Annotated in this window: 16 protein-coding genes; 8 read left to right on the top strand and 8 right to left on the bottom strand. The window is 40.1% G+C overall.

What is annotated here, in order from left to right; all coding sequences use genetic code 11:
- Window positions 1–80 precede the first annotated feature (80 nt).
- Both ACTWPF_RS18305 and ACTWPF_RS18300 read left to right on the top strand, forming a co-directional pair.
- Window positions 81–425, top strand: coding sequence for a PadR family transcriptional regulator (locus ACTWPF_RS18305; RefSeq protein WP_036577140.1), 345 nt, complete (start codon window positions 81–83; stop codon window positions 423–425).
- Window positions 412–1098 (top strand): DUF1129 family protein, encoded by a 687-nt coding sequence (locus ACTWPF_RS18300; RefSeq protein WP_443150037.1) that lies wholly within the window; start codon window positions 412–414, stop codon window positions 1096–1098. Before ACTWPF_RS18305 ends, ACTWPF_RS18300 begins: the two co-directional genes overlap by 14 nt.
- Window positions 1099–1258: 160 nt before the next feature.
- Here the strand turns inward: ACTWPF_RS18300 and ACTWPF_RS18295 are convergent, their stop codons facing one another.
- Together ACTWPF_RS18295 and ACTWPF_RS18290 are read right to left on the bottom strand one after the other, a co-directional pair.
- A complete protein-coding gene (locus tag ACTWPF_RS18295; protein ID WP_238019564.1) occupies window positions 1259–2422 on the bottom strand; it encodes a CapA family protein in 1164 nt (387 codons plus the stop codon).
- A gap of 213 nt (window positions 2423–2635) precedes the next feature.
- Window positions 2636–3787: a thiolase family protein gene (locus tag ACTWPF_RS18290; protein ID WP_443150036.1), complete on the bottom strand. Its 1152-nt coding sequence runs from the start codon at window positions 3785–3787 to the stop codon at window positions 2636–2638.
- Window positions 3788–3953: 166 nt separating this feature from the next.
- On the opposite strand from ACTWPF_RS18290, the gene ACTWPF_RS18285 reads away from it, so the two are divergent.
- The 6 genes from ACTWPF_RS18285 (at window position 3954) to ACTWPF_RS18260 (ending at window position 8316) form a co-directional block, all read left to right on the top strand.
- The gene (locus tag ACTWPF_RS18285) at window positions 3954–4676 is read left to right on the top strand and encodes a 3-ketoacyl-ACP reductase (RefSeq protein ID WP_443150035.1); all 723 of its coding nucleotides are present in this window, start codon (window positions 3954–3956) and stop codon (window positions 4674–4676) included.
- A 162-nt stretch (window positions 4677–4838) separates the two neighbouring features.
- Window positions 4839–4997 (top strand): YfhE family protein, encoded by a 159-nt coding sequence (locus tag ACTWPF_RS18280; RefSeq protein WP_081779442.1) that lies wholly within the window; start codon window positions 4839–4841, stop codon window positions 4995–4997.
- Window positions 4998–5133: 136 nt separating this feature from the next.
- Window positions 5134–6060, top strand: coding sequence for an ABC transporter ATP-binding protein (locus ACTWPF_RS18275; protein ID WP_443150034.1), 927 nt, complete (start codon window positions 5134–5136; stop codon window positions 6058–6060).
- Window positions 6053–7015, top strand: a complete 963-nt coding sequence (locus ACTWPF_RS18270; RefSeq protein ID WP_161464436.1) for an ABC transporter permease — start codon at window positions 6053–6055, stop codon at window positions 7013–7015. The genes ACTWPF_RS18275 and ACTWPF_RS18270 overlap by 8 nt, the downstream gene beginning before the upstream one ends.
- Before the next feature lie 107 nt (window positions 7016–7122).
- Window positions 7123–7302: a hypothetical protein gene (locus tag ACTWPF_RS18265; RefSeq protein ID WP_106895694.1), complete on the top strand. Its 180-nt coding sequence runs from the start codon at window positions 7123–7125 to the stop codon at window positions 7300–7302.
- Between the two features lie 150 nt (window positions 7303–7452).
- Window positions 7453–8316 carry a dimethylarginine dimethylaminohydrolase family protein gene (locus ACTWPF_RS18260; RefSeq protein ID WP_443150033.1) on the top strand — a complete coding sequence of 288 codons (864 nt, stop codon included), beginning with the start codon at window positions 7453–7455 and terminating at the stop codon, window positions 8314–8316.
- A 47-nt stretch (window positions 8317–8363) separates the two neighbouring features.
- On the opposite strand, the gene ACTWPF_RS18255 is transcribed toward ACTWPF_RS18260, so the two are convergent.
- The 6 genes from ACTWPF_RS18255 to typA form a co-directional block, all read right to left on the bottom strand.
- Window positions 8364–8636, bottom strand: coding sequence for a YkvA family protein (locus ACTWPF_RS18255; protein ID WP_106895692.1), 273 nt, complete (start codon window positions 8634–8636; stop codon window positions 8364–8366).
- A gap of 222 nt (window positions 8637–8858) precedes the next feature.
- The gene (gene treR, locus ACTWPF_RS18250; protein ID WP_238019556.1) at window positions 8859–9572 is read right to left on the bottom strand and encodes a trehalose operon repressor; all 714 of its coding nucleotides are present in this window, start codon (window positions 9570–9572) and stop codon (window positions 8859–8861) included.
- A gap of 12 nt (window positions 9573–9584) precedes the next feature.
- Window positions 9585–11240, bottom strand: a complete 1656-nt coding sequence (treC, locus tag ACTWPF_RS18245; protein ID WP_443150032.1) for an alpha,alpha-phosphotrehalase — start codon at window positions 11238–11240, stop codon at window positions 9585–9587.
- Window positions 11241–11264: 24 nt separating this feature from the next.
- Window positions 11265–13187: a PTS system trehalose-specific EIIBC component gene (treP, locus tag ACTWPF_RS18240; RefSeq protein WP_238019552.1), complete on the bottom strand. Its 1923-nt coding sequence runs from the start codon at window positions 13185–13187 to the stop codon at window positions 11265–11267.
- Between the two features lie 99 nt (window positions 13188–13286).
- A complete protein-coding gene (locus tag ACTWPF_RS18235) occupies window positions 13287–14420 on the bottom strand; it encodes a PQQ-dependent sugar dehydrogenase (protein ID WP_443150031.1) in 1134 nt (377 codons plus the stop codon).
- A 422-nt stretch (window positions 14421–14842) separates the two neighbouring features.
- Window positions 14843–16672, bottom strand: coding sequence for a translational GTPase TypA (gene typA / locus ACTWPF_RS18230; RefSeq protein ID WP_106895690.1), 1830 nt, complete (start codon window positions 16670–16672; stop codon window positions 14843–14845).
- Window positions 16673–17064: the final 392 nt, after the last annotated feature.

The following is a 17064-nucleotide window of genomic DNA, read 5'->3' as shown; positions in this document are numbered from 1 at the left end:
TATACTTAAGGTAAGCTACTTTGTTAAACAAGGTAGTTATTATTTTAACCTCTATATTGTTATACAAGGTAGGTGGTAAATTGTCATTACGCAGTCAATTATTAAAAGGGATTCTGGAAGGTTGTATTCTTTCCATCATAAACATACAGCCAGCCTATGGCTATGAGCTATCCGTTAAGCTCCAGCAATTTGGCTTGTCTGATGTAAGTGAGGGTTCTATCTATCCAATACTGCTTCGTTTACAAAAAGAAAAACTCATCATTGGCGAAATGCGGGCATCGGAGTCAGGCCCCAAGCGAAAGTACTATAAACTTACAGAAAAAGGACAGGAAGCATTACAATTATTTACCCATCATTGGACATTAATTAAGGGACCTGTCGACAATATTATCGAGCAAGGGGGAAAAACAGATGGAAGCAACTGAAATTATTGAGCTAAACAATGAAAAACGCACTAGACTAACAGAGCATAATTTAAAGTATTATGAAGACATGCTCCTTTATATCCGTTTGAACGGCAATAAATCTGAACAGCAAACAGAAGAAGTCTTGTTGGAAATGCTTGAGCATCTCTTACAAGCACAAGAGGAAGGAAAAACAGCTGAAGAAGTGTTTGGTGATGATCCTAAGGCGTATTGCAAAGAGGTTGTAGAAGAAATTCCAACGGAGAATCGGAAGAATCAGGCATCCTTAATCATGATGGTAATCCTGCAATTTCTCGGCTTTTTTGCTGGCTCTTATGGAATTTTAGGCACTGCGCTCCATTATTTCTTTGATATTGGTAGTGCGCTAACGACTTTCTCCATCGGATCTGGACTTGTAATATTGGGTATTGACCTGCTACTGCTCGGGGCTTTTATTTTGGCAATTTTAAAATGGATTAAGCAATCTACCTTCTCCAAAAAGGAGATAAAAAGTTGGGTGGAATTTTTACAGGTATGGGCTATTAGCACTGCTTTTATCGGGCTCATTGTCGTCATCCATTTTGTCATGCCATCATTTGGTAAGGAAGTTAGCATCCCAACATACTATTTAACAATTTTGGGCGTGATATTCTACGTTTTGTCTTTTCTTATGAGAAGAAAACAAAACTTTTAAACGAGCAAGTACAAAGTAAAAACTGATCGGTTAGGTAGAGCCCCTGAAGTTATAGTGATATCTAGCTTCAGGGGGTAATCACCATTCAAACCCGCTCGTCTTTTGCAGACTTAAGCCCCCTCAAGCGTATAATGTAACGTTCAGAGGGGGCGTCTCGTTTTTATTCTTCAATAAACTGCAATTCTGGCATCCATTGTGAAAGATGGGCTTTTATAGCTTCATAAGCATTCGAAGCTCCTGCAAGCTCCTTATTAGTTAAATCGAACATCGGCAATACTTGGTAATCCTTAAAATCGGTATAGCTCATAAATGTTGGTAAGAATGCTGGTTCTTCCACTGTGACTTGAGCATCATCACCCTGACTGGTTTTTCTTATAGAAAACTGCAGCATTCCTCCAATTCGCTGGTAATATTCCTGCTGAGAGGATAAGAAGTTCCCCAGCGAATAGGCAACCAAAGTTTGCTTTCCATTTTCCCCTGTTAGCCATTCTACTGGCTGTAATACATGGGGATGGTGACCAATGATGACATCCGCGCCAAGGTCTGCAGTGTACTGTGCTAATTCCTTTTGCTCCTCATTTGGCATGCGTTCATTCTCTGTACCAAAATGGAGACTGACTATAACAGCATCTGCCTTTTCTTTTGCTACCGCCATATCTTCCGCGATTTTCTCCCTATCTATCCTGTTTACAAGGTAATCCTGGCCCACAGGTGTGGGAATACCGTTTGTCCCATAAGTATAAGAAAGGTAAGCAAGGGAAATACCTTCTTCGGTTTCCTGCACGCGAATATGCTTTTGGTCTTCTTCATCTTTATAAGCACCCGTGTACATCATATCGATCGTTTCCCAATGCTCTATTGCTCGCTGAATTGCTTCTTCTCCACGATCCAATGTATGATTATTGGCAAGCGTTACAGCATCGACGCCAACCGCTTTTAATGCATCTCCAACCTCAAAAGGACTGTTAAATTGCGGGTATGTGGACAGGCCAAGTGCTTCCCCACCGATCATCGTTTCCTGGTTTGCAATTGAGACTGTAGGAGCTTGTAAATATTGCTTTACTTGGTGAAGCATCGGTGTAAAATCATAACCACCTTCCGTCTGTGCATCCCGATATACTGGTTCATGGATCAGCATATCCCCAATTGCTGCTACCGTAATACTTGTCTCCATTTTTATATTTTGCTTTTTTTGAATAGCCGAATTATAAGCTATATGATCTTCTGCTGTTTGAACCGACTCTATATTCTGCCCAGCACAACTGACTAGGACTAATAACATCAAAAGCATGATAGGAAAAATACTTATTACTTTATACTTCATTTATTCACCTCTATTAAAATTAAATCCCTCCTTCCCTAGTATACTATTTTTCGGATCTGCTGTACGGAAATCTAGCATTTTTTAGCGTATTTTGTAACATGATGCACATGTTAATAAAGTGCCTTTGCTGTGTTATTTAAAATGAATGTATCTGTTCTATTCTACCTTTCAAGCAAGTTTAGTTTGTTCATTTTCTCAAAGCCCTGTTATGCTTTATGATAGCCTCTCAATAATCGTAGCATTCGCCATCCCCATACCTTCACAAACAGCAAGCAATCCGTACCTTCCTTCCACTCGTTCCAGCTCATGCATTAAGGAGACTAATAGTTTTGTTCCTGTAGCTCCTAATGGGTGGCCAAGCGCAATTGCCCCGCCATTCACATTCAATTTCCCAGGGTCTGCCCCCGTTTCCTCCAACCAGGCAAGTGGCACCGATGCAAAGGCTTCATTTACTTCGTAACGATCCATGTCCTCGATAGTCAGACCCGCCCGCTTTAGTACTTTATCTGTAGCAGCGATAGGCCCTGTCAGCATAAAGATAGGGTCAGATCCTACAACGGTGCGGGCAATAATACGTGCTTTAGCTTTGACTTCAAGTTCCTTCGCCTTATCAGCGGACATCAACAAGACAGCACTTGCCCCATCACTCATTTGGCTAGCATTCCCGGCAGTTATTTTTCCATTATCTTTGAATACTGGTTTTAGCTTAGCTAACGCTTCTCTTGTTGTATCTGCTCGAGGGCCTTCATCTATTTTAAACTTATTTATATCCCCATTACTTCCTGCTACTTCAACAGGTAAAATTTCCTTATTAAAATATCCTGACTCCATTGCGTTTAAAGCGTTTTCATGGCTTTGTAAAGAAAAGGAATCAAGTTGTTCTCTTGTGAAGTTCCAATGGTCAGCGATTTTTTCTGCAGATATCCCCTGGTTCACAATGTCATAGTTAGCAGTCAGACTACTACTAGGCTTTGTTTCTCCAATATTAGAAAACATTGGCGCTCGTGACATACTCTCTACACCACCAGCAATCACAACTTCCATGTCACCTGAGGCAATCGCTTGTGAAGCAAAGTGCACAGCCTGCTGACTTGAGCCACATTGTCTATCAATCGTAACACCAGGTACATGGATAGGAAATCCTGCCATTAAAGCAGCGGTACGGGCAATATTTCCTCCTTGCTCTTTTACCTGTGTGACACAACCTAAAATAACATCCTCTATTAAATCCTCGCTAAGGTTTGCTCTAGAAGTCACTTCACTCAACACAGCTGCTGCCAATTCATCAGATCTCACCTGGGCAAGTGAGCCATTTCTTCTTCCTACAGCAGTTCGGCACCCTGACACGATAACAACCTCTCTCATTCCTTTCCCTCCAATCTGTTATACGATTATTATATCTTCCTTACTCGAACTATGAAAGATAATTATCAAAACCCTCTGAAATATCGCGTGAGGCTAATCGGTAATTTTTGAATCTAGCTAAAACAGCACGTATACTTAACCTATAACAAAGAAAGGATGATCTTTTGTGGGACAGGTGATTAAAGGAAAAATAGCTTATATTACAGGTGCAGGCAGTGGTATCGGAAGGGCTACAGCACTCGAATTAGCAAGTGAGGGAGTCCATGTTGGTTTAATTGCACGGACAAAGAGTAAACTGCAAGAAGTAGCAGAAAAGGCTCAACTACATGGTGTAAAAACAAGTATCGCTGTTGCTGATATTTCAAACCAGGAAGAAGTGGATCTAGCTGTTTCTAAGCTTCAAAGAGAACTTGGTACAGCTGACATACTCCTTAACAATGCAGGGATTGGGGCCCACGGAAACATCCTGGAAATGGACCCAGAAACCTGGAAACACACTTTTGAAGTCAATGTCTTTGGGACCTATCATGTTACGCGAGCGGTGTTACCAGACATGATAGAAAAAAATCAGGGAGACATTATCACCATTTCATCAAGTAATGGCTTAAAGGCAACAGCTGGTTCTACCTCCTATAGTGCTTCTAAATTTGCTATCCAAGGGATGACAGAAGCCTTAATGCAAGAGGTAAGGCGCCATAATATTCGCGTGTTTACTTTGAACCCAAGTCTGGTCGCAACAGAACTTGCCTTTGGTGACAAACTGGATGAACAAAACAAGGAAAAATATATGCAGCCAGAAGATCTAGCGGAATACATGGTGTCCCAGTTGAAATTACATCCTCGTATATTCATCAAACAATCCTTACAATGGGCGACAAACCCATTTTAAAACAAGCTTAAACAGATCCCAATAAGAGGACTCCAGTACTGTTTATTTTCACCAATGCTTCGGATAAGCTAATGCTCTCTAATATATAGATCGTATGTTTATATGTGTGTTTTCTAGGGAAAAGGTTAGAGATAACAATACTTCTAACGAAAGGATGCTAGAATGCGAAATTCACAATACCAACCAACAAAGGACAAACAGCTATCCGATGCACAAGAAGTGCGTTATGCGAAAGAATTTAAGCAAGCAGATATGGCTGGTGGCTACCGAAAGCCCCGCGTGAAAGAAGCGAAAAGAGAAAATCCAAATTTAAAGAAATAATTTCGAGACACCTTGCTGGGAGGCAAGGTGTTTTTTATGCATGACAACACAATAGCCTCGCTTATCTTTAACAAAATAAGTGAAACTATCATTATACTAATTCGTATTACTATGTAACAGAAGGAGGGATCGTTTGATGTCAAATGTAGCAATGGAGTTACAAGATGTCAGAAAATCAATTGGCAAAAAAGAAATTATTAAAGGACTAACTTTCTCCATTTATAAAGGAGAAGTTTTTGGCTTTATCGGACCAAACGGTGCAGGAAAAACAACTACCATCCGGATGATGGTCGGTTTAATGGAATTAAGTCATGGGGATGTTCTCATTCTTGGAAATAGTATAAAGCATGATTTCAAGAATGCCATTCGTGAAGTTGGCGCTATTGTAGAGAACCCTGAAATGTATCCATTTATGACAGGTTGGCAAAACCTAATGCACTATGCACGTATGATACCAGGCATTTCAAAAGAACGTGTACAAGAAGTAATTAAACTGGTGGGGCTTGAAAAACCAATAAAAGAGAAAGTTGGCAAATACTCTCTTGGTATGCGTCAGCGTTTAGGAATCGCACAAGCCTTGCTTCACAGCCCTTCCATTTTAATATTAGACGAGCCTACTAATGGGCTGGACCCAGCAGGAATTCGAGAGATTCGCCAGTACATAAGACGCCTAGCAGCAGAAGAAAATGTTGCAGTCATTATTTCCAGTCATTTACTTTCTGAAATTGAGTTAATGTGTGACAGGATTGGGATTATTAAAAATGGAGAACTGATCGCTACCCAGACTGTGCAGGATACAAATACAGCTGAAACTCAGGATATAATTCAGGTACAAATGCAAGTATCCCCAATGAAGCAGGCAGTTGCTGTATTAAAAACAGATCATGCGCTTGAGGCTAAATCAGAGGGGGAGACAATTCTTTTCCAAACAGAAAAAGAAAAAATACCTGAGATTGTCCGCAGTTTTGTCCAACATGAAATAGCTATATACCAGGTAAATTCGTCAAAATCCAGCCTTGAGGATAAATTCTTTGACTTGATTGGAGAGAATACGATTGAATAATTTTTTTAAACTTGTTTACAATGAGCTATTCAAGATCTATATACGAAAATCCACGTGGGCAATGTACATAATCCTTGCTGGGATTATTATTGGCGTAGGTTTTTTGAGTAATATAGATGAATTGAGTTCTAAACAATACAGTGACGATAACTGGAGAGAAACCTTAGAAGAAGAAAACCAGGAACTTACAAAAGAAATGGAGGAAGCAGGAGAGGACGGTATTTTTTATGATATGAATTCTAATATAATTGCGGAAAATAATTATTATCTAGAAAATGATATTCAGCCAGATGGTTATGGCGCCATGCAATTTGTATTAGAAAATCAACTACTACTGTCTCTTGTTAGCTTGCTCACCATAATAATTGCAGCTGGGATTGTTGCTAATGAATTCCGTTGGGGAACAATAAAGCTATTGTTAATTCGTCCGATTACAAGGACCAAGGCATTGCTATCTAAATATGCTGCAGTAATCCTGTTTGCCTTTTTCACCTTGCTGTTTGTGCTGATATTCTCATACATTATTGGTTTAATTTTCTATGGGTTCGGGTCATTCAATCCTCATATGCTGGTAGACGATGGAAATGGACTTGCATACGTCTCCGTTATAAGCGAAATTGTTCCGGCATACGGCTTTAAGCTAGTAAACTTAGTTATGATGGCTACTTTTGCGTTTGCAATCTCAACAATATTCCGTAATAGTGCTCTTGCCATTGGGGTTGCCATATTCCTTATGATGGCAGCGAATCCGATTATGTTATATTTCTCTGATCGAGCATGGGCGAAGTTCATTTTATTTGCTAACACGGACTTAAGTCAATATACTGCTGGGAGCACGCCTTTCATGGAAGGCATGACACTCGGCTTTTCCATAACTGTGTTAATCGTTTATTATCTCCTATTTATGGCTCTATCTTGGGCATTCTTTACAATACGGGATATAGCCGGACAATAAAGTAAACTTCTTACGGACGGTTGCACCGGACTTTCCTTCAAGAAGTTTAAGTATTAGAATGAACCTATAGTATGTAATAATTTTCCTAAACTCTAGGGGTGTTATACGTGAAACGATATCTAACTGCTTTCTTTCTTGGTATTAGTGCCATTATTCTCATCATTGGACTACGTATTGATGTCCAGTGGAATGGGATTGTTTCCTGGGGGCTCTCTTTTATATGCCTATTATTTGCAGCATATTTCACCAAGTATATCCCAGACGAGAAGAAAAGTAGAAAACCTTAATATGGAAGGAGACTGCCTAATTGCAGTCTCCTTTTTTTATCTCAGTATGAAAAGTGGGAATTTATAGAAGTTCTAAGATTGTTAAGCTGGTTTATAAAATATCCTAGAGGGAAAAGAAATACAAAAAGGATTTTCAACGGGGGATGAAAGATGATGACAAGCATACCAACAAAAGAGCAAACTAACATGATTAGCTGTAATAGTGAATATGATGAACTTCAAAAGGTGGTAGTAGTACCTCCAGAACACATGAAGATCAAAGAAGCTATTAATGAAACACAACGCCACTTTCTAAAAGAAAACATTGATCAGTCTAGAGCTTTACGACAACACCAGCAATTTGTCAATGTGCTAAAGAAAGCAGGTATAGAAGTAATCAGCCTCCATCCCAGTCAAGATCTTAACGAACAGGTTTTCACAAGAGATATCGGCTTTACCATTGGTGATACATTATATGTTTCAAAAATGGAGGAAGCATTACGCAAACCCGAAAAAAGGGTTTTAATAAATTGGCTGGAAACAAACCAGTATAGCTATGAGGATATATTCTCCGATTCTATTGAAGGAGGAGACGTTCTGGTAGATGGACAGGATATTTGGGTTGGGAGGAGTAATCGCACCTCTGATGAGGCAATTCAAACACTAAAAGACCACTTACCGACCTACAACGTGATGCCAATTACATTGGATGATGAAATTCTTCATCTCGACTGTGTTCTAAATATTGTTAGCCCTGATACAGCATTAATTTATTCCAAGGCAGTTGACTCCGTTTCCCGCAAACGATTACGAAAGAAGTATCACTTAATAGAAGTGTCAGACGAAGAACAATTTAATATGGGGCCAAATGTGCTCTCGATTGGCGGAAACCAAGTTATCAGTCTTCCTGAAAATAAACAGGTCAATAAACAATTACGAGAAGCTGGATTCACTGTGCACGAAGTTCCCTTCTCAGAAATCATCAAATCCGGAGGCTCCTTTCGCTGCAGTACCTTACCACTCAAAAGAAAATAAAGTTAAACAAATAGAAAGACACACCGATATCAAATCGGTGTGTCTTTCTATAATGAATACTTCTCTCTTAATGAGGCTGGGGCTGACTTCACCATTCTCTCTAGGATAAAGAACACTACTGTGATGTCATCAATGAAGCCCAGACCAAGTATAAAGTCAGGAATAATATCAAAGGGAAATAAAATATAGCCAAGCGCTATTCCTGCATATAAAAACTTCTTGCCCTTACCAACTTGATTGGTTAGGAAAAAGTCCCTGAGAAATGGAATAAACTTCTTAAATTGGAATATAAATTTAAATCGTTTAATAGAGCGAATCATTACTTCACCACCTCTGTATCCAGTTTTCCCTCTTCATACGTAAACCAATCCATTTAATTCTCGCCCACGTAAATGGCAGTTAATATGCCGTTTCCAGTGTAATCCCTAAACAAAACGAAACAGTGGGTGATTAAAGATATCCGCTTGAGCTCAATGGCCTATCATTTCATACAATTGGGGTACTAAAAAACAGTGGTAGAAAACAACCACTGTTTTTTAGTATCACTTTATCCTTCTGGCAAAATCAACGAACCGAAATCGGTCAGGACGATGTCTTGACTCTGTATATTGGAACAGACGGGCATCTTCCAAATAAATAAGACTTTTTATCACAACAACATTGCTAAAGCCTTCTAGATCCAAGAATACTTTATCTTCCTCTGTCGGTTCCTCTACTATAATTTCCTTTTGTGCAAAGCCAATCGTAAGCCCTATCTCTCCCTCAATATATTCGTAAATGGACTCCTCACATATATTGGCGGGAAGCTTTGGCACGATTTCCCCTACAAAATAATCTTTATCAAGAATGACACGAACACCATCGATTGTTCTTACTCGACAAACTTTCCAAGCATCTTCTTGTTCTTCTACTTCTAATAAGGAACGTACCTGGTCTGTTGCAGTAATGTATTCCAAGTTCACAACAGATGTCTTGGTATCCAACTGCAAATTGTTAGCAAGCTCTTTAAAGCTCGTAATCCCTGATACAGGGAAGCTAAGCTTCTTCCTGTCTATCACTATAGATCCCTTACCACGAATCTTCTGTATATATCCATTTTGTGCTAGTAGGTTTAATGCTTTACGAATCGTCTCCCTGGACGTATCGTAAGTTATTGTAAGTTCCTTTTCAGATGGAAGCATCGAAGCTGTTGGCCAAACGTTTGTTTGAATGTTTTTCACTAAATCATGGTAGATCGTTAAATACTTTTTTTGCATTGGATCCCCTCATTACTCCAAATAATATACGATAGACTCGTATGGACGAAGCCTAATGGCACCAAACTTATCCGCTGAATCAGGATAATTAGAAAGAAGAATTTCTGGTTTTCCCTGCAGGCTAACTGAGAAGTTAGCTGGTTCAGCATAAAAATTACTAATCACAACAAGCTTTTTTCCTTCCCACGACCGGATATAAGCAAACACTTGCTGATGATCCTGCTGAAGAATCTGAAAATCTCCATTGGTAATGATATCATACTTTTTACGCAATGTAATAAGCTGCTTGTAATAATGGAAGGTTGATTTAGGGTCCGCTATTACTGTTTCAGCATTAATATCGGGATAGTTATCCGCTATTGGAATCCAAGGTGTACCTTTGGTGAATCCGCCATTCTCTGCTGCTGACCATTGCATCGGGGTGCGTGCATTATCTCTTGATTTCTGCTGTAAAATATCTAGTACTTCTTTTTCAGTCATTCCTTGTTGTTTAAGGTTGGTATATGCATTCAGTGACTCAACATCCCGATACTTTTCAATCGAGCTAAAGTTTGGGTTAGTCATCCCAATTTCTTCTCCCTGGAATATATAAGGTGTCCCTTGCATCATGTGTAGATTTGTCGCAAGCATCTTAGCCGACTCTACGTGGTAATGCTCGTCATCGCCAAAACGGGATACTACACGAGGTTGATCGTGGTTACACCAAAACAAGGCATTCCAGCCTCCTCCATCATGCATTCCCACTTGCCAATGGGTCAAAATTTCCTTAAGCTTACCAAAATCAAATGGAGCTTTTGTCCACTTTTCTCCGTTAGGATAGTCCACCTTCAAGTGGTGAAACTGGAAGGTCATATCTAATTCATCTCGGTTTGGGCGTGTATAAAGAATACAGTTTTCCAAAGTGGTAGATGACATTTCTCCCACAGTCATCATGTTATATGGTTTGAATACAGTCTGATTTATTTCGTTCAGGTATTCATGTATTCTAGGTCCATCCGTATAAAACCTTCTTCCATCTCCTACATCGTCATGAGGAAACTGCTGATTTTTGGATATTAAATTAATAACATCTAATCGGAATCCATCAATCCCTTTCTCAGCCCAAAAGCGAATGACCTTATAAACTTCCTCTCGAAGCGTTGGATTTTCCCAATTTAAATCTGCTTGTGTTTTATCAAAAAGATGCAGATAATACTGCTTTGATTGTGCATCATACTCCCATGCAGAACCACCAAACTTAGATTCCCAATTGTTAGGTGGACCTCCATCTGAAGCAGGGTCCTTCCAAATATAGAAATCCCGGTATGGGCTATCCTTTGAGGAAATAGCCTCTTGGAACCACTCATGCTCTGTTGAAGTATGATTGATAACCAAATCCATAATTAATTTCATCCCTCGGTTATGTGTTTCAGTTAAAAGTTCCTCAAAGTCAGCCATCGATCCGTAGAATGGTTCTATTTCATAATAATTACTGATATCATACCCATTATCCTTCTGTGGGGAACGATATACAGGTGTTAACCAAATCACATCAACCCCAAGTTCTTTTACATAATCCAATTTCTGAATGATACCTTGAATATCTCCGGTTCCACTTCCTGTCGTATCATGAAAGCTTTTTGGATATATTTCATAAACGGTAGCTTTTTTCCACCATTGTTCATCCATATACTCACCTCTGATGTCTAATATTTAATGTGTCTTTAATTTTTTCTTGGCAATCGCAAATGTAATGGTAAATGGTATAAGCAGTACTATGATAACACCAATACCAAATGCTCCCCAGCCGCCTGGGATGATAGAGAAAAATGCCGGTAAGCCACCTACACCGATAGATGAAGCAAGCACATTTTGGAAGGTGATGAATGCCCCCGCAATCGATGAACCGATTACTGCGGCAATAAACGGATATCTAAAACGTAAATTCACACCGAACATTGCCGGTTCAGTTACGCCCAACCATGCAGACAAACTAGAAGTACTTGCAAGGCCTTTAAGCTTATCGTCTTTTGCTGCTAGGAACATAGCAAATGCTGCTGCCCCCTGTGCTATATTAGACAATGCAAGGATCGGCCAAAGAAATGTTGATTCCGTACTACCGATTAATTGTAAATCTACAGCTAGGAAAGTGTGATGCATTCCCGTAATAACCATTGGGGCATAAAGCGCACCATACACCAAACCTCCAATGATTGCAAACTGATCAAATAGAGAAACCAGGCCGTCTGTAATCCAGTTCCCTATCGCAAATGTAATGGGCCCAATAATGATAAATGTAAGAAACCCAGAAATAAGTAAGGCTACTGGTGCAACAACTAAAAGTTGTAATGAATCCATTACACGTTTTTTCAAGAATAGTTCTATTTTAGCTAAAACCCATGATGCCAGCAGAACAGGAAGTACCTGGCCCTGATAACCGATTTTGTTTATTTCCAAACCAAACAAATTCCATGTTGGGACATTTCCTTCTTCCAACGCTGCACCATAATCCCAAGCATTGAGAAGTGCCGGATGAACTAAAATAAGTCCCAATACTACCCCCAGCAATTCACTTCCACCAAAACGTTTCATTGCTGACCACCCTATTAAAGCAGGCAGAAAGGTTAAGGCCGTATTTGCAATAATATTGATCATGTCTGCAATACCTGCCCATTGAGGGTACATTTCAATTACAGCTTGTTCACCAAAAATGCCCCCATTTGCAAGGATGTTATTAATCCCCATAAGTAAACCTGCAGTTACAATTGCCGGAAGGATTGGAATGAATATATCGGCCAATACTTTAATGCCACGCTGTAAAGGATTTTGTTTTCTTCCCCCAGCTTCTTTTACATCTTCCTTTGAAGCTTCTTGTATGCCCGTTTCGTCTACCATAGCACGATAGACCTTGTCCACTGTACCTTGACCAATAACGACTTGAAACTGGCCATTTGTAGTAAAAGAGCCTTTTACCAGGTCGATATTTTCCAATTCATCGTGATTAACTTGATCTTCATCATTCAAAGCAAAACGCAACCTTGTCACACAATGTGTGGCTGCTTGTATGTTTTCCAAACCACCAACAGCTGCTACAATTTGCCTTGCCTCATCACTATACTGCACAGATTGTTTTGGTTCCCTTGTCTTCTCTTTAGGTCGATCTTCCCCACTATTCGTTACAGAGAATAAAATAGTTTCCCCGGCCTTTACGTCTGTTTCTGAGGAAAGAGCAACCTCTATTCCCTCACCATTTGTTAATATAATTGGCGTGATAGCGCTTGCTGCATGCGCTTTAATATAAGCAAGATCAAATGTAATTAAAGGCTCTCCGACTTTCACCCAATCTCCCTGTTGTACATGAGCCGTAAAGCCCTCTCCATCTAGTGAAACGGTTTCAAGTCCGATATGAATAAGTATTTCCGCTCCTGAATCACTCTCAATTCCTACTGCATGCTTGGTTGGAAAAACTTGAACAATCTTTCCATCGACTGGTGATACAACCTCACCATCAGTTGGATTAACAGCAAGTCCTTCTCCCATTAACCCTTTAGAAAATGTTGGATCTGGAACTTTATCGAGTGGCAGAACTTGCCCACTGACAGGTGCGTATATTGTTTCCTTATGTTGATTCCCCATTGTTTATCCTCCTCTAAATAACCTTAACACTTGTATATACATGTTTCCAAAAGTATAACATGTATATACAAGTTATGCAAAGGCTTTCAAAATCCCAAATTATTGTGATTCGTGAAGTTGATTAGTAGGAAGCTTTAGGAAAATTAGATGGTCATCTTCTTCAGACGGCGAGCCTCTTCCATCTGTGTTATTTGTAATAAAATATAGCCCCCCGCTATCGGCATACACATCCCTTATTCTTCCGAAATCAGATAAAACCGTACTAATTGTCTCGTTTTTAGGATTAAACCGCTTTAAGCTTTGCCCACTCAGGGTCGCAAAGAAAAAACTACCATGCAAACTTGTCATTCCAGATGGCGCCCACGTCTCTTCACCAGAATGAGCGAGAGGTGTTACCATCTCTCCTTCAGTTTCATCCCCTTGTATCACAGGCCATCCATAATTTTCTCCAGGTTTAATTAAATTTATTTCATCATGTGCATTGGATCCATGTTCGGTAGCGTATAGGGAACCAGCTTCATCCCAAGCCATCCCTTGTGGATTACGGTGGCCATAAGAATAAATATAAGAGTTTTGAAAGGGATTGTCTTCAGGTACACTCCCATCAGTATTTATCCGCAAAATTTTTCCCGCTAGACTCTCTACATCCTGCGCATTTTCAGGAACAGACGCATCACCTGTTGTGACATAAAGTTTTTCATCTGGTCCTATTTTTATCCTTCCTCCTTGATGCACCTGCCCTCCGGGAATTCTATCAAGAATAGTAGATACTTCGTGCCATGCCTCTTCTCTTTCTTCAAGCTCAATGACACGCTGGTAATAAGTTCCGTCCTGCTCATAAGAATAATAGGCATACGCAATTTTACTTGATGAAAAATCCTCCGGAATGACGATACCGAGCAATCCGGCCTCTGACTGTTGGGAAAGATCTCCTTCAAACTCAACAGGCTTTCGAGTTTGCCCACTCTTTGTAATGGTGACAATGGCACCAGGACGCTCGCTAACATACAAATTTCCATCATGCTTCTCAATTGCCCATGGCGCTTCTAAGTTTGTGGCTACTTGCTCTATGTTCTCCCCTTCATTACCGGCATTTTCATTTTCTCCTGCCTCCCCTGACATTTCTTCAGCAGGTTGCTCTGGCTCAATGGGTTCGGGTTTTCTCTCATCATTCGAACAGGCCGTAAGTATTACAAAAAAAGTGCACAGAATAGCAATTCCAGTAAATCGCATAGGGTGAGCCTCCTTTCTATTTTACCTTTATTAGTTGCCTTCCTTACTTCATCCTAAACCCGTTAAATTCTATTCTATCAACGGATACATAGCCGGTAACAAGCAATTCTGGTTGATTGGGGCTCTTCTGTGATCGATTGAGACACTCCTCTTGTTGATTGGATCTCTTTTATAATCGATTGGATCTCTCCTCTTGTTGATTGACGCTCTCCTATGATCGATTGAGACGCTCTTCTGGTTGATTGGCGATCTTCTATGATCGATTGACACACTCCTCTGATTGATTAGCACACTTTTATAATCGATTGGATCTCTCATCCTAACTGATTACATGCACAAAATCGCCACTTAATTTCAGGAAAATTCCAACAATAACAACCCAAAAAAGGGAACCCACTAATACCATGGGTTCCCTACTATAATTAGACTGTTTTTGATTTTTTCGATGCTTTTTCGCGCTCGTTTTTATTAAGGATTTTTTTCCTTAAACGAATGGATTCTGGTGTTACTTCACAGTACTCATCATCTGCCAAGTACTCAATAGCTTCCTCAAGAGACATTTTTCTTGTTTTCCTGATAGTAGAAGTTTGGTCCTTGTTAGATGAACGTACGTTTGTTAAGTGCTTTTCTTTTGTAATGTTAACAGTCAGATCATTTTCACGGTTGTGCTCTCCGACAATCATGCCAGCATATATTTCTGTACCAGGTTCTACGAAAATCACACCACGATCTTCTAGTTGCATAATACCGTAAGTGGAAGCTTTTCCGTTTTCCAAGCCAACTAATACACCTTCACGACGTCCACCGACTTGCCCTTTAATTACAGGCTCGTACGTATCAAACGTATGGTTGATGATACCATAACCACGTGTCTGGGTCATAAATTCTGTAGCATAACCGATCAATCCACGAGAAGGCACCTTGAACTCAAGGCGGACCTGACCAGTACCATGGTTTACCATATCTAGCATTTCGCCTTTACGCTCTCCAAGTGATTCCATAATTGCGCCTGTATATTCCTCTGGCACATCTACTTGCACACGTTCTACAGGCTCACAACGTACGCCATCAATTTCCTTGATGATTACCTGTGGTTTAGAAAGCTGTAGTTCGTAACCTTCACGACGCATATTCTCTATCAAGATGGAAAGATGTAATTCTCCTCTACCTGATACAATCCAAGCATCAGGAGAATCTGTAGGATCTACACGTAAACTAACATCCGTTTCCAATTGCTTCAATAGACGCTCTTCAATTCTACGTGACGTAATATATTTACCCTCACGTCCAGCAAACGGACTATTGTTTACTACGAACGTCATTTGCAATGTTGGCTCATCAATTCGAAGCCATGGTAGTGCTTCAACATGATCCTGAGGACAAATGGTTTCCCCGATATTGATATCTTCCATTCCAGCAATCGCAACAATATCTCCTGCAATCGCTTCTTGGATTTCAATACGTTTTAGACCAATAAAGCCGAAAAGCTTACTAATACGGAATGACTTCTGTGAGCCATCCTCTTTTAAGACAACAACTTGTTGACCAACGCTGATTTTACCACGAACTACGCGTCCAACCCCGATACGACCAACATAGTCATTATAATCCAATAATGTTACTTGGAATTGTAAAGGCTCGTCTTTCGTATCAGCAGGTGCTGGAATATGATCTAAAATAGTAGTAAAAACAGGATCCATTGTTTCTTCTTGGGCCTCTGGTTCAAGACCAGATGTACCATTTAATGCGGAAGCATAAACAACTGGGAATTCAAGCTGCTCATCATCTGCACCAAGTTCAATGAATAGGTCCAATACTTCATCTACCACTTCTGAAGGGCGGGCATTTGGGCGGTCAATCTTGTTAAGCACAACGATTGGAGTTAGCTTCTGCTCAAGTGCCTTTTTCAGTACGAATCTAGTTTGTGGCATGGTTCCTTCATAAGCATCTACAACGAGTGCCACACCATCTACCATTTTCATGATTCGTTCTACTTCTCCACCGAAGTCTGCGTGTCCAGGTGTATCTAAAATATTAATAGATGTATCTTTATATTTAATCGCAGTATTTTTCGCCAAGATAGTAATTCCACGTTCTCTTTCAATATCTCCTGAGTCCATTGCTCTTTCATTGACTTGTTCGTTTTCACGGAAAGTTCCTGAGTATTTCAGTAACTGATCAACCAGTGTTGTTTTTCCGTGGTCAACGTGGGCAATGATCGCAATATTACGAATATCTTCTCTTAATTGCATAAAAGTACGCTCCTCTTTAAATTAGAGTTGATTCAAACTATACGATTATACCATAAAACCATAGGTATATTAAAGTTTTTTCAAAAAATTAACGAAAAATGTACAAAAGCGTCGAGCGCCTGAATGAAAAACGTAGCAACTGGACCGAAGCAACTGAGATAAAGAAATCATGCCCCTGCAAAAGGGGTATGTCGGCGTTGGCCGGCAAGGCCGGTTTTAGTCGACCTGCCTTAATTTGCGAGCCGATGATGCCTTTCACCTTCCAGGTATAAGTGCGACTAGGCCTCTGGTTAAAACCATTCGGCAAGTCTACTTTATCGTAGGGAGCTGTGGGAAGTTGCCTACTTTTGGCGCTTGTAGCTAGATGTACAAAAGCGTCGAGCAACTGATTA

The sequence above is a fragment of the Oceanobacillus sp. M65 genome, assembly GCF_052246275.1.
Taxonomy (GTDB): domain Bacteria; phylum Bacillota; class Bacilli; order Bacillales; family Amphibacillaceae; genus Oceanobacillus_B; species Oceanobacillus_B jordanicus.
Note: the sequence above shows the minus strand (reverse complement) of the source record. Positions and strands in the feature narration are given on the sequence as shown.